Origin of the sequence: Microbacterium sp. NPDC056057, assembly GCF_042266945.1 — a bacterium.
GTDB classification, from domain to species: Bacteria; Actinomycetota; Actinomycetes; order Actinomycetales; family Microbacteriaceae; genus Microbacterium; species Microbacterium trichothecenolyticum_C.
The window spans coordinates 1,569,901-1,582,327 of record NZ_JBHJWS010000001.1 but is presented as its reverse complement, the minus strand read 5'-3'; the positions used below and the strand labels follow the sequence as shown (position 1 = coordinate 1,582,327).

The following is a 12,427-nucleotide window of genomic DNA, read 5'->3' as shown; positions in this document are numbered from 1 at the left end:
CATCGTGGCGCGTGCCTCGGGGTCCAGTCCCGTGGTGGGCTCGTCCAGGAAGAGCACGCGCGGCCGGTGCACGAGCGCCGCGCCGCCCGACGTTTCAGGACTTCTTCTCGGGGCCGAAGAGCATCCGTGCGAGGACGAGCATCATGACCGCGAACCCGCCGACGAAGGCGACCGGCGCCCACCACCAGCCGACGGTGAAGACGAGCACCGCGATGACGGCGAAGGTCACCAGCCAGATGACGGCGCTGTAGATGCCGAAGCGTGCGGCGGTCTCGGGCTCGCGCTCGAACCGGTTCGGCGGTTCGCTCGTGTGCGCCTGACGTGTCCATGCCTTGTGGCGGTTCGTCTGGCTCGCTCCGAGGAACGCGAACAGGATGATCGAGGCGATGATGCCGAGCGCGGCGAACACGACGCCCCACACCGGCATCGAACCGAAGGCGACGAGCGCGACGAAGCCGAGCCCATAGGCGCCGAGCAGCGTGGCGAGGAAGTACCCGGCAGCGCGGTTCTGCGGCATCGGGTGGTTGGTCGTCGTCTCCTGCGAGAGCGAGTCGCCGACGAGGAGACCGAGAGCGGTGGCCGCGAAGCCGAAGGCGCCGATCTGCGCGCCGAGCGGGATCGGCCACACGCCTGCCGCCCCGAGGATGCCGAGCGTGATGCCGATCACCGCGGCGATGGACCACACCACGGCGCGGACCACGAAGCCCGGCTTCGGACGCACGCGATGACGCTGCTGCAGGGCGGCATAGCCGTCCGCGCGCGGGCGGGGCGCAGCATCCACCGTCTCGTCGAGAAGGGCGCGGACGTCGCCGAGCTCGGCGATCGCGCGCCGCGCCGCCTCGGTCGGCGGCACACCCGCCGCCTCGAGTTCGTCGGTTCGGGCGACGAGGTTCGCGCGCACCTCCTCCTTCAGGTCCTGGGCGTCGGGCGTCATCTCGATGCCCTGGAACGCCTCGTCGAGGAGGCGATGGATGTCGGTGTTCATTGCTGGCTCTCCTTCACGTCGAGCAGTGAGTCGATGATGCGCCGGGTCGCGGTCCAGGCCGCGACGTTGCCGCGGAAGACCGCGCGGCCGGCGTCGGTGATGCGGTAGTACTTGCGACGGCCGCCCTGGGACTCGTCGCCCCAGTACGACTCGACGAGCCCGTCCTTCTCGAGCCGGCGGTAGGTGGCGTACAGCGTCGCCTCTTTGATCTCGTGATCGCCGCCGGTCGCATCGCGGATCGCCTTGTAGATCTCGAAGCCGTACGCGTCGCCGCGCCGCAGCACACCGAGCACGATCGTGTCGGTGTGGCCGCGCAGCAGGTCGGCCGCGAACGCGTCGTCTTGTGTCATGTCAAGTACTGTATCACGTCAAGTACTCTTGAGTATCAACTACTTTGCGAGTTCGAATACCCGCCGTCTCCACGACGAGCGCCTCCCCGCCGGCGATCGGCGGGGAGGCGCTCGGTGCGAGCGGCGGGTCAGGTGGCCGCGAGGCGCAGCTTCTCGGCTTCGACGTCGAACGTCGCCTTCGGCCACTGCGGGTCGATGTCCTCGAGCGCCTCCAACAGCAGGTTCTGGACGGCGAGCCGCCCGTACCACTTGTGGTCTGCGGGTACGACGAACCAGGGCGCGTGCTCGGTCGACGTGCGCTCGAACACCGTCTGGTACGCCGCCATGTACTGCGGCCACAGCTCGCGCTCGTCCACGTCGGTCGGGTTGTACTTCCAGTGCTTGTCGAGACGGTTGAGGCGGCGCATGAGGCGCTTCTTCTGCTCATCCGGCGAGATGTGGAGCATCACCTTGACGACCCTCGTGCCGGAGTCGGTGAGTTGACGCTCGAAGTCGTTGATCGCCGCGTAGCGACGCTCGATCTCCTGCTCGGGGGCGAGGCGCCTGACCCGGCCGATGAGCACGTCCTCGTAGTGCGAGCGGTCGAAGACGCCGATCATGCCCGAGTCGGGAAGCCGCTGTTTGATCCGCCACAGGAAGTCGTGCTTCAGCTCCTCGTCGGTGGGCTTCTTGAACGCCGCGAGCACGATGCCCTGCGGGTCGACGGAGCCCACGACGTGACGGATGATGCCGCCCTTGCCGGCCGAGTCCATCGCCTGCAGCACCAGCAGCACGGAGGCTGGGCCCACGCGCCCGGAGGCTCCGGGCGACGCGCCAGCGGCGCCTGGAGGGGGCGTGGGGATGGTCTCATCGACGCGGCTGCGCGCGTACAGACGCTCCTGATACTCGTCGAGCTCGGCGGCGCCGGACTGGAGGTCGTCCGCCGCGTGAGCCTTGTCCTTCTCGTATCCCGGGGTCGAGCGGGTGTCGACGTCGGCGAGGACGAAGCCCTCGCGGACACGGAGGAGATCGGCGACGTCGCCGCTCCAGTGCTTCTGACTCGAGGCGATCATGGAGCCATCATGGCGGATGCCGCGGGCTCAGCGCTCGAGCGGGACCTCGATGAGCTGACGACCGCCGACCGGCGACGTGAGCACCTGGTCGAGAGCCGCCCGCGTCGTGACGCGGCGGTACTCCCAGCCGTACGCGAGCGCGAGCTGCTCGAGCCGTACGGTGTGCGGCGTGAGGAGCACGCGGTCCATCACGTCGGCGCCCGCGACGGCGGCCACCTCGAGCCCGTCGAAGATCGTGCCGCCGCCGTCGTTGCCGACGATGAGCTGGAGCCGCGGCTCGTCCTCCTGGGGAGGCAGGAGCATTGCGCCGGCGTCGTGCAGCAGCGCGAGGTCGCCGAGGATCACGCGAGTGACCCCGGCTCCGCCCGCCGCCTGGCTCGCGAGGGCGATGCCGGTCGCGGTGGCGATCGTTCCGTCGATGCCGGCCAGCCCGCGATTGGCGTGCACCGGCACCTTCTTGCCCCCGAGCACCTGGTCGGCGACGCGCACCAGGCGCGACGATCCGAACACGAGGCGGTCATGGGGCCACGTCGCCCGCCAGACGGCGTCGGCGAGCGCAGCACGGTCGACGGGCGCGCGGATCACGCCGAGCTCCGCCGCGATCGCTCCGAGCCTCTCCCCCGGCACCGCCGACGAGAGACCGTCGGCATCGGGAGCCGGCGGGGTGAGATCGATGGATGCGGCGCGCGACGCGTGCATCCACTCGCCGAGCCATTCGCGATCGGGGTCGCCCGTGGCGACGGCGATGCGGTCGGCGGCCAGGGTGGCGCCGTTGAGGTTGAGCGGCTCGCCCGGACCCCGCACCGCGACGACCTCGATCTCGGGGTCGGAGAGCAGCGCGGCCGCCTCCCGGCTGAGGGTCGGGTGACCCAGCACGACGACGCGCTCGATGCGGCCGCCGAGCTGCGGGTCGCTGAGCAGTGCGCGATAGCCGTGGACGAGCTGACGCCCGAAGCGCGCACCGCTCACGATCTCGGCGACGAGCGGCCACGCGCCGACGTGGGCGAGCTCCTCCGCGTCGGGGCCGGCGTCGGCACCCGCGAGCACGATGGTGCGGGGACCGCGCTCGAGCACGAGCGGCGCGTCCTCCGGCTCGGCCGGCAGGTCGGCCTCGCCGATGCCACCACCGCCCTGGTACAGCGCGCCGGATGCCTCGTCCTCGGCATCGACCGCCACCGGGGGTCCGTCGGGGTCGTCGACGACGGCGGTCTCGAGCTCGGCGGCGGGCACGCCCATCCACGCGGGCAGAGCGCCCGACAGCGGCTCGCGGTACGGCAGGTTCAGGTGCACGGGACCCGGCGACCGCGTGCCCGCGCCCAGCGCCGCGGCGACCGCGTCCTCGGCGAGAAGGCGGAGCATCGCGCTCTGCTCGTGGGTGCCGTCGGGATCGAGCGCCTCGGGAACCGGCACGTCGGCCTCGAGCCGCACCGTGGGCGCGAACATCCCCGGCTGGCGCGTCGTCTGGTTCGCACCGACCCCGCGCAGCTCCGGGGGCCGGTCGGCCGTGAGCAGCAGCAGCGGCACGCCGGCGTGATGGGCCTCGAGCGCGGCGGGCAGCAGGTTCGCGACCGCGGTGCCCGACGTGCAGACCACGGCGGCCGGCATCCGCGTCTCGCGTCCGATGCCGAGCGCCGTGAAGCCCGCGACACGCTCGTCGATGCGGACGTGGAGGCGGAGGGCGCCACGCCGTTCGAGCTCGGCGGCGACCAGGGCGAGCGCCTGCGAGCGCGAGCCCGGGCTCAGCACGACGTGGCGAACACCGAGCTCGACGAGCCGGCACAGCAGCGCGGCGGCGGCGTCGGTCGCGGGCGCGGAATCGAGCGCGCCCCCGGCGCTGTCGGAGTCGGTCACGTCAGCCGAGGGCCCCGCGCTGACCGCGGGCGTCGTCGTCGCCGTCCGCGGGACGGATCGGCGGCTTCGGCTGCGGCGGGGTACCCGGCGTCGCGGTGCCGCCCGCGGCCGCGGCACTGCCGGGTACGGCGGTGTCGTCGGACGCTGCGGGACCGCCCGGAGGGTTGAAGCGGGGGTCGTCGCCCTCGGCGTCGAGCTGCGCGAGCTCCTCCTCGAGGCGGCGGATGCGCTCGTCCTGGTCGGAGATCGTGCCGATGCGCCCGAGGAACTCGGGGTCGTCATCGGGGGCCCTGCGTGCGGCGACGGACGATGCGCGCCCGCGGCCGACGATGAGCCAGAGGAGGCCGCCCAGCACGGGCAGCAGCACGACGATGAGGATCCAGATCGGCTTGCTCACGCCGCGGTGGCGGGTCGGGGGCTGGACGGCGCAATCGACGATGGTGAAGACCCAGAACGCGGTCGCCACCAGGGCCAGAATCAACAGCACCCGAGGCATCTTCCCATCCTAGGCGGGCGGGGCCCCGAGTGGGCGTTCGCGGGCGCTCCGTGACGCAACCGTCGCAGAAGCGGCCTCCGCGACGGAACGTAGGATGGATGGGTGAAAGCGCGCTCTGCCATCGTCTACTCGGTGCTGCGGCTGCTGGCGTTCCTCGTGCCGTTCGGCATCCTGATGCTGTTCCCGATCATGCGCGAGTACTACTGGCTCGCCGCCATCTTCGCCGCCCTCATCGGCCTGAGCCTCTCGGTGCTCTTCCTCCGCAAGCCCCTGGACGACGTCACCTCCGGCCTCGCCGAGCGCCGCGCCCAGGCGCGCGCCGCCGCCAGCGACGAAGAGGCGGAGGATGCTGCGGCCGACGCCGCCGCTCCGTCCACGCCCGACGGCGACGCGCCCGGACCCCGCGCCTGACGCCGGGGCGCAGCATCCGTCAGCCGATGAAGGCCCACATGAGGAAGGCGCCGTAGGCGACCGACGTCAGCGACGTGAGGCCCAGGGCGACGACGAGCTCGCGAGGGTCGCGGTAGGTCCACACGATGAGGATCGCCGGCGCGCCGGCCAGCAGCGCGAGCAGCGCGAGCCAGGCGATCGGGTAGCCGATCCACGCCAGGAACGCGGCGATGGCGAACGCCGCCAGCAGGAACACGGTGAACAGCCAGCGCGTCGCCGTGCGGCCGATGAGCACCGTGAGCGTCCGCTTGTGCGCGGCACGGTCCTGGTCGATGTCGCGCAGGTTGTTCGCCAGCAGCACCGCGCAGGCGATGAGGCCGACGCCGACGGCGCCGAACCACGCCTCCTGCGGGAGGGCGAAGGCCTGCACCCAGGTCGTGCCGAGCGTCGCGACGAGACCGAAGAACACGAAGACGAAGAGCTCGCCGAGGCCGTAGTAGCCGTACGGCCGCTTGCCGCCGGTGTAGAACCACGCAGCGAGGATGCACACGGCGCCGGCGGCGATCAGCCACCACTGCTGGGTGCGGATCGTGATCGCGAGTCCGGCGATCGCCGCGATCGCGAAGAACGCCAGCGCGACGATGAGCACGGTGCGCGGCTTCACCTTGCGGCCGGCCGTGAGACGGGCGGGGCCGACCCGGAAGTCGTCGGTGCCCCGGATGCCGTCGCTGTAGTCGTTGGCGTAGTTGACGCCGATCTGCAGCGACACCGACACGATGAGGCAGAAGAGCGCGATCACCCAGTGGAAGACGTCCACCACGAGGATCGCGGCGCCCGTGCCGACGAGGATGGGCGTGATCGCCAGGGGCAGGGTGCGCAGGCGCGCCGCGCCGATCCAGTCGCGCGCCGTGGGCTTCTCGACGTGCGCGGGGTCGCGCGAGATGTGCGCCTTCTGCGGGTTTCCGCGGGGCGGCTGCTTCTTGCGTCCGGCGGTGGTTCGCTTCTTGCTCGGGGTTCCTGCCACGAATGCACATCTTAGGGGCCGAGCCGATGCGGCACACGCATCCGTCAACCCCCCTGACGGATGTCGGCGCCCGGGGCGAGGATGAAGCCCATGCTGAGCATCGGATCCATCGTCCTCACCGTGGAGGACATCTCACGCGCCGGCGACTTCTGGCGCGCGGCCCTCGGCTACGTCAACCGCAACGAGCCCTCCGGCGACTGGGTCATCCTCGATCCGCCGGGCAAGGCCGACTGGTCGGCGCCCGGGGCGAGCCTCGCACTGTCGGTCACCGGGTACCCGCAGCACTACCCGCCGCGCATCCACCTCGACCTGTACGCCGAGGACCAGGCGGCCGAGGTGGCGCGCCTGCTCGGGCTCGGCGCCCGCGAGGTCGACTGGCACGACTACCCCGACGACGCCGACTGGGTCGTCCTCGAAGACACCGAGGGCAACCGCTTCTGCGTCGTCGACACCGGCCCGTACCCGCCGGGCTGAGCCGCACCCGCTCGCTGAGCCGCACTCCGGTCGCTGAGCTTGTCGAAGCGCGCGTCAGTGCAGGGCCATCACGGCGCGGCGGATCGCCTCGCGGTCGGGTTTTCCTGAGGGCAGCGTCGCGAGTTCGTCGACCAGCACGAGCCGTGACGGGCGGGCGTGTGCGCCGACCTCGGCCTGGACGGCGGCGCGCGCCTCCTCGAGCTGCACCGCTTCGCTGCGCCGCAGCGCCTCGCCCCGGGAGGCGACGACGACGGATGCCTCGCCCCATCGCTCGTCGGGAATCCCCACGACGACGGCGAGAGCAAGGCCGGGGATCCCCCTCACGATCCGCTCGACGCGGTCGAGCGAGACGTTGATGCCGCCCGACACGATGACGTTGTCGATGCGGCCGCGCACGCGCAGGACCCCGTCCTCGAGGAGTCCCGCGTCGCCGGTGCGGTACCACCGGGATCCGTCGCGGTCGCGGAGGAACGCAGCATCCGTCAGTTCGTCGTTGCCGAGGTAGCCGTCGGCCAGTGTCGGGCCGGAGACCTGCACTTCGCCGCGCTCGATGCGCAGGCGCACGTTGCCCAGGGCCACGCCGTCGTACACGCAGCCCCCGCTCGTCTCGGTGGAGCCGTAGGTGCGCACGATGCGCGCGCCCGCGGCCTCGGCGCGCTCGAGGGTCGCCGCGGGGAGCGCCTGGCCTCCGACCAGGATCGTCTCGAAGGACCGCAGCGCCGCGAGGACCGAGGGGTCGTGCTCGGCCGCGTCGAGCAGCTTCGACAGCTGCGCGGGCACCAGCGAGGTGTAGCTCGGCACCCGCTCGCCGCGCTCGGTCGACACCATCATGAGCGCGGTCGCCGAGAACGCCTGCGGAGTGAAGGCCCCCGTGAGGATCGCAGGCTCACGATCGGCGACGAGGGAGCGCACGAGCACCTGCAGTCCCGCGACGTAGCTCGCCGGCAGCGCCAGCAGCCACGCGCCGTCGCCGATGCGGTCGGCGGTCGAGAGGGCGCTCGCGGTGAGCGCGTCGCGGCTGAGGACCACGCTCTTCGGGATGCCGGTGGACCCGGACGTCGTCACGACCACCGCGGTCCCCGCCCGGACTTCTGCGGGGAGGCCGCTGACGAGGCCGAGGCCGAGCGCCGGTCCTGCGCCGTGCAGCGCACCGCGGAGGCCCCGCAGGATCTCGCGGGGGTCATCGCCGATGACGGGGACGAGCTTCATCGCGGGCGCCGGATCAGAAGTGCCAGGGGTAGGGCGACCAGTCGGGGTCGCGCTTCTCGAGGAACGAGTCCCGGCCCTCGACGGCCTCGTCGGTGCCGTAGGCCAGGCGCGTGGCCTCCCCCGCGAACACCTGCTGACCGACCATGCCGTCGTCGACCGCGTTGAACGCGAACTTCAGCATGCGGATCGCGGTCGGCGACTTGGTGAGGATCGTGCGGGCCATCGACACGGCCTCGCGCTCGAGGTCGGCATGCGGCACGACCCGGTTGACCGCGCCCATCTCGTAGGCGCGCTGTGCGGAGTACTCCTCGGCGAGGAAGAAGACCTCGCGTGCGAACTTCTGCCCGATCTGCCGGGCGAAGTACGCCGAGCCGTACCCGGCGTCGAACGAGCCCACGTCGGCGTCCGTCTGCTTGAACCGGCCGTGCTCGGCCGAGGCGATCGACAGGTCGCACACGACGTGCAGCGAGTGCCCGCCGCCGGCGGCCCACCCGGGGATCACGGCGATCACGACCTTGGGCATGAACCGGATCAGCCGCTGCACCTCGAGGATGTGCAGTCGTCCAGCACGGGCCTGGGCCTCGGCCGGGACGGCCGTCTCGTCCTCGGAGTACTTGTAGCCGTCGCGCCCGCGGATGCGCTGGTCGCCGCCCGAGCAGAACGCCCAGCCGCCGTCCTTCGGGCTCGGCCCGTTGCCGGTGAGAAGCACGACACCCACGCGGGGGTCCTGGCGGGCGATGTCGAGCGCGCGGTAGAGCTCGTCGACGGTGTGCGGACGGAAGGCGTTGCGCACCTCCGGCCGATCGAACGCGATGCGCGCGATGCGGCCGTCCTTCGAGACATGGGCCGTGATGTCGGTGTAGCCGCCCTCGGGCCGGCCGGGCGCCTGCTGCCACTCGCTGTCGTCGAAGAGTTCCGAAACGCTCACCCGGCCAGCCTACGGGGGGCTCCGCGCGGGCGTCATGTGCAACCGGACACCGGCAGCCGGGGCCTAGCCTGGATCGGTGACTTCGACTCTTCGCGCCGTGGCCGCCGCCGCGGCATCCGCTGCCCTGCTCTTCGCCCTCGCCGCCTGCTCGTCCGACGCCCCCGAGGCGGCGCCGACGGCCTCCGACACGCAGGCCGTGCAGGTCAGCGACGAGGCGTGCGCCGATGACGCCGGCATCACCGTGGCCGTCGACGCCTCGGCGCTCGAGGACGGCGACAGCAAGTCGTGGTGCATCGAGACCGACGAGACGCTCGCCGCCGCCGACGCGCTCACACTCGTGAACGTCACGACCGAGGGCACCGAGGAGTACGGCGACCAGGTCGTGTGCCGTGTCAACGGCGTGCCCGCCGAGGACCAGGCGATCACCGCGCCCGACGGCTCGGAGTACTTCGAGACCTGCACGTCGATGGCCCCCGAGTACGCGTTCTGGGGGCTGTGGGTCAAGCCCGCAGGTGGTGAGTGGGGCTTCGCCCAGGAAGGCATCGCCACCCTCGAGCTCGAGCCGGGCGAGTCGCTCGGGCTGCTCTTCACGCTGAACGGAGAGCCGGCAGCGCCGACATCCTGACATGACGTTCCGACCCGGTCCCCTGCGAGCCGCGGCGATCCTCGCCGCAGGGTTCGTGGCGGCCCGGGTCGTCTACCGCATCCTCTTCCACGGCGCCGACGGCGACGGCTTCGTCCTGCTGGACCTTCCGGCGGTGCGACTGCCGTCGCCGTTCGCGCATGTGGTGCTGCTGGGCCCGGTCACGGTCGATGGACTGTGGGATGCCGCCGCCAGCGCCCTGCCGATCGCCCTCACGATCCTCGCGTTCGGGGTGGTGAATGCACTCGTCGACCTGCACCGCGTGTTCGCGCGGGCGTCCCGGCGCGGCCCGCTGCGGGGCGTCGCACGGGCGCTCGCGATCGCTGCGGCCACCCTCCCCTCGCTCGCCGACGGCGCCCGGGCTGTGCGGTTCGCGCAGCGCCTCCGCGGCGAGCGCGGCGGGGCACGGATGCTGCTTCCCCTGCTGGAACGAACGCTCGAGCGTGCCGGGGCCGTCGCCGCCGCCCTCGAGCTCCGCGGCTTCGCGGGACGCGGGCTGGACGGGGACTGCCTCGCACCGGTCCAGGCCGAGGGCGTGGAGATCGGGTTCGGCGACGGCGCAGCGAGACGAGGCATCCGTCTTCCGTCCTCGCTCGCGCTCCCGGCGGGGACGCTCACCCTCGTCGCGGGGCCGACAGGGTCGGGCAAGTCGACGCTGCTGCGGGCGGTCGCGGGCCTCCACACGCACACGGACGGCGGCTGGATCGCGGGGTCGCTGCAGGTCGTCGGCCACGAACGCGCGACCGTGCCGCCGCGCGACCTCGCGCAGCGGGTGGGCGTGGTGCTGCAGCATCCGCGTGACGCGTTCGCCACCGAGCGCGTGCGCGACGAGATCGGCCTCTCGCTCGAGCTGCGCGGCGTCGCCCCCGTTCTCGTGACCGCGCGCGTGGCCGAGATCGCCGACCGGGTCGGCGCGACGGCGCTGCTCGACCGCCCCACGCGCGGGCTCTCGGCGGGCGAGGCGACGCTGGTGGCGATCGCCGCGGCGATCGTCGAGCACCCCATCCTGCTGCTGGTCGATGAGCCGCTCGCCGATCTCGACGCCGCCGCGCGGGTGCGGATCGCCGGGCTCCTGGATTCCCTGGCGCACGAGGCGGGGATGTGCGTCGTCGTGGCGGAGCACCGCGTCCACGCACTCGCCGGGATCGCCGACACCGTGCTGCGGATCGACGACGGTGCGATCGCGGCGGTCGAGCCCGATGAGCCGGGTTCGGGGCGCACGGCGAACGTTCGGGGCGCACGGGATGCGCCCCGGACGCACGGGATGCGCCCCGAACCCGGGACGCCCGTGCTGCACGCGCGCGAGATCACGGTGCGGCACGGGGATGCGGTGGCCGTGGCCGGTGCCGACGTCGAGCTGCGCGCCGGCGAGATCGTCGCGCTCGTGGGACCGAACGGCGCCGGCAAGTCGAGCCTGCTCGCGGCGCTCGCCCTTCCCGCACGGGGGACCGACATCGAGTCCGCCGGTCGAGTGGCGCTGGTTCCGGATGCCTCGGACGACCTCTTCGTCTCGGACACCGTCGCGGCCGAGTGCCGCCGCGCTGACCGCCGGGCGGGGCGTGCGGAGCCTGCGGCTGCGATCCGGTTCGCCGGGTTCCTCGGTCTCGACCCGGACGGTCCGGCCTTCGCGGCGCGGATGTCGCGGCATCCGCGCGACCTCTCCGCGGGTGAGCGGCGCTGCCTCGCGCTGGCGATCCAGCTCGCGGGCGCGCCGCGCGTGCTCCTGGTGGACGAGCCCACGCGAGGCCTCGACCCCGCGGCCCGCGACCTGGTCTGGGCCGCGCTGGACTCGCTCGCCGCCACGGGCACAGCGGTGCTGGTGGCCACGCACGAGCCCGAGTTCGCCGCCCGGGCCGACCGCGCGCTGACGATGAACGCCGGTGTTCTCACCGACGCCCCGTTCGTAACTCAGGATGAACGCGCAGCCGCCGCGCGCGAGGCACGGAACTCCGCGGGCGCACAGGCCAGCCGCTCGAACCGTCCTGAATTGCGAACGCCGGAACGGCCGCACCGGCCGTCCTCACGCGGCCGAGACCTCCGGGAGTCCCCTCGCGTGGATGACCTCGCGCCCACCGCCTCCCCGTCCGTAACTCAGGACCGATCCCTGCGGCCCTCGAAAGACCCGCAGGAATCGGGACCCGTCCATTCCGGCTCCGCGAACCGTCCTGAATTGCGGACTCGGAACACTGCCCGGAGGCGGCGTCGGCTGAAGGCACTGCCGGTCGCGGCCCTCGCCGCAGCGAATCTCGTCGCGCTCGGGGCGTTCTGCTGGCCGCTGGTCGCGACCGCCGTGCCGGAGCAGGCCTACGCGGCGGTGCCGATCGCGGCGCTCGCGCTCGTGCCGCTCGCCGCGCTCGTGGTGGTGGCCACCCTCGACGGGAGCGTGCGGTCGGCGCACATGCTGGCGCTCCTCGGCACGCTCGCCGCGATCGGCGCGGCCGTGCGCATCGCGGGCACGGGCGTCGGCGGTGTCGAGGCGGTGTTCATCCTGCTGATCCTGGCGGGGCGTGCCTACGGCGCGCGGTTCGGCATGCTGCTCGGCATGGCGACGATCGCCCTCTCCACCCTCATCACGGGCACCTTCGGCCCATGGACCCCGTTCCAGATGTTCGCGTGCGCGTGGGTGGGCGCGATCGCGGGGCTGCTCCCCCGGCGGATCTCCCGCGGGGCCGAGATCGCGATGCTCAGCGTCTACGGCGTCGTCGCCTCGTACGCGTTCGGCCTGCTGATGAACCTTTGGTTCTGGCCGTTCGCCGTCGGCTACGGCACCGGCATCTCGTACGACGGCAGCGCGCCGCTCGACGTGAACCTCTCGAGCTTCCTGCTGTACTCGCTGGTCACCTCGACCCTCAGCTGGGACACCCTCCGCGCGATCACCACCGTCATCGGGCTGGTCGTCGTCGGTCGCCCGATCCTCGCGGCCCTCCGCCGCACCAAGCCGCTCGCGACACGGACGCAGCCCGTGCCCGCCCCGCGAGAGCGCGCCTCTGCCCTATCGTGAAGGTCACGTGCCGGGAGGAGCCCA

Annotated in this window: 12 protein-coding genes and 1 pseudogene; 4 read left to right on the top strand and 9 right to left on the bottom strand. The window is 72.6% G+C overall.

What is annotated here, in order from left to right:
- The 6 genes and pseudogenes from ACFC1K_RS06605 to ACFC1K_RS06580 all read right to left on the bottom strand — a co-directional run.
- Positions 1-108: pseudogene (locus ACFC1K_RS06605) on the bottom strand (ABC transporter); the annotation flags it as partial.
- On the bottom strand, positions 95-934 hold the full coding sequence (locus ACFC1K_RS06600; RefSeq protein WP_375871161.1) for a permease prefix domain 1-containing protein: 840 nt from the start codon (positions 932-934) through the stop codon (positions 95-97). The pseudogene ACFC1K_RS06605 and the gene ACFC1K_RS06600, both read right to left, overlap by 14 nt.
- A gap of 47 nt (positions 935-981) precedes the next feature.
- Positions 982-1,335 (bottom strand): PadR family transcriptional regulator, encoded by a 354-nt coding sequence (locus ACFC1K_RS06595; protein WP_056368906.1) that lies wholly within the window; start codon positions 1,333-1,335, stop codon positions 982-984.
- Between the two features lie 128 nt (positions 1,336-1,463).
- A complete protein-coding gene (locus ACFC1K_RS06590) occupies positions 1,464-2,387 on the bottom strand; it encodes a PPK2 family polyphosphate kinase (protein WP_310285276.1) in 924 nt (307 codons plus the stop codon).
- 27 nt (positions 2,388-2,414) lie between these two features.
- Positions 2,415-4,238 (bottom strand): 2-succinyl-5-enolpyruvyl-6-hydroxy-3-cyclohexene-1-carboxylic-acid synthase, encoded by a 1,824-nt coding sequence (gene menD / locus ACFC1K_RS06585; protein WP_375870948.1) that lies wholly within the window; start codon positions 4,236-4,238, stop codon positions 2,415-2,417.
- A 1-nt stretch (position 4,239) separates the two neighbouring features.
- Positions 4,240-4,734 carry a PLDc N-terminal domain-containing protein gene (locus ACFC1K_RS06580; protein ID WP_310285280.1) on the bottom strand — a complete coding sequence of 165 codons (495 nt, stop codon included), beginning with the start codon at positions 4,732-4,734 and terminating at the stop codon, positions 4,240-4,242.
- A 102-nt stretch (positions 4,735-4,836) separates the two neighbouring features.
- Here ACFC1K_RS06580 and ACFC1K_RS06575 point away from each other — a divergent pair, with 102 nt between their 5' ends.
- The gene (locus ACFC1K_RS06575; RefSeq protein WP_310285282.1) at positions 4,837-5,145 is read left to right on the top strand and encodes a DUF4229 domain-containing protein; all 309 of its coding nucleotides are present in this window, start codon (positions 4,837-4,839) and stop codon (positions 5,143-5,145) included.
- 19 nt (positions 5,146-5,164) lie between these two features.
- Here the strand turns inward: ACFC1K_RS06575 and ACFC1K_RS06570 are convergent, their stop codons facing one another.
- Positions 5,165-6,148 carry a 1,4-dihydroxy-2-naphthoate polyprenyltransferase gene (locus ACFC1K_RS06570; RefSeq protein ID WP_375870947.1) on the bottom strand — a complete coding sequence of 328 codons (984 nt, stop codon included), beginning with the start codon at positions 6,146-6,148 and terminating at the stop codon, positions 5,165-5,167.
- Positions 6,149-6,238: 90 nt separating this feature from the next.
- On the opposite strand from ACFC1K_RS06570, the gene ACFC1K_RS06565 reads away from it, so the two are divergent.
- Positions 6,239-6,622, top strand: coding sequence for a VOC family protein (locus ACFC1K_RS06565; protein ID WP_375870946.1), 384 nt, complete (start codon positions 6,239-6,241; stop codon positions 6,620-6,622).
- Positions 6,623-6,676: 54 nt separating this feature from the next.
- On the opposite strand, the gene ACFC1K_RS06560 is transcribed toward ACFC1K_RS06565, so the two are convergent.
- Together ACFC1K_RS06560 and ACFC1K_RS06555 are read right to left on the bottom strand one after the other, a co-directional pair.
- Positions 6,677-7,831, bottom strand: coding sequence for an AMP-binding protein (locus ACFC1K_RS06560; protein WP_375870945.1), 1,155 nt, complete (start codon positions 7,829-7,831; stop codon positions 6,677-6,679).
- A 13-nt stretch (positions 7,832-7,844) separates the two neighbouring features.
- Positions 7,845-8,759 (bottom strand): 1,4-dihydroxy-2-naphthoyl-CoA synthase, encoded by a 915-nt coding sequence (locus tag ACFC1K_RS06555; protein ID WP_375870944.1) that lies wholly within the window; start codon positions 8,757-8,759, stop codon positions 7,845-7,847.
- Positions 8,760-8,835: 76 nt separating this feature from the next.
- Here ACFC1K_RS06555 and ACFC1K_RS06550 point away from each other — a divergent pair, with 76 nt between their 5' ends.
- Both ACFC1K_RS06550 and ACFC1K_RS06545 read left to right on the top strand, forming a co-directional pair.
- On the top strand, positions 8,836-9,384 hold the full coding sequence (locus tag ACFC1K_RS06550) for a hypothetical protein (RefSeq protein ID WP_310285291.1): 549 nt from the start codon (positions 8,836-8,838) through the stop codon (positions 9,382-9,384).
- A gap of 1 nt (position 9,385) precedes the next feature.
- Positions 9,386-12,403 (top strand): ATP-binding cassette domain-containing protein, encoded by a 3,018-nt coding sequence (locus ACFC1K_RS06545; protein WP_375870943.1) that lies wholly within the window; start codon positions 9,386-9,388, stop codon positions 12,401-12,403.
- The last annotated feature ends 24 nt before the right edge of the window (positions 12,404-12,427 follow it).

What these genes read in the sequence shown, in the direction of transcription:
- ACFC1K_RS06600 (WP_375871161.1), bottom strand. Translation starts at nt 934, where the DNA reads ATGACGCCCGACGCCCAGGACCTGAAGGAGGAGGTGCGCGCGAACCTC.
- ACFC1K_RS06595 (WP_056368906.1), bottom strand. Translation starts at nt 1,335, where the DNA reads ATGACACAAGACGACGCGTTCGCGGCCGACCTGCTGCGCGGCCACACC.
- ACFC1K_RS06590 (WP_310285276.1), bottom strand. Translation starts at nt 2,387, where the DNA reads ATGATCGCCTCGAGTCAGAAGCACTGGAGCGGCGACGTCGCCGATCTC.
- ACFC1K_RS06580 (WP_310285280.1), bottom strand. Translation starts at nt 4,734, where the DNA reads ATGCCTCGGGTGCTGTTGATTCTGGCCCTGGTGGCGACCGCGTTCTGG.
- ACFC1K_RS06565 (WP_375870946.1), top strand. Translation starts at nt 6,239, where the DNA reads ATGCTGAGCATCGGATCCATCGTCCTCACCGTGGAGGACATCTCACGC.
- ACFC1K_RS06560 (WP_375870945.1), bottom strand. Translation starts at nt 7,831, where the DNA reads ATGAAGCTCGTCCCCGTCATCGGCGATGACCCCCGCGAGATCCTGCGG.
- ACFC1K_RS06545 (WP_375870943.1), top strand. Translation starts at nt 9,386, where the DNA reads ATGACGTTCCGACCCGGTCCCCTGCGAGCCGCGGCGATCCTCGCCGCA.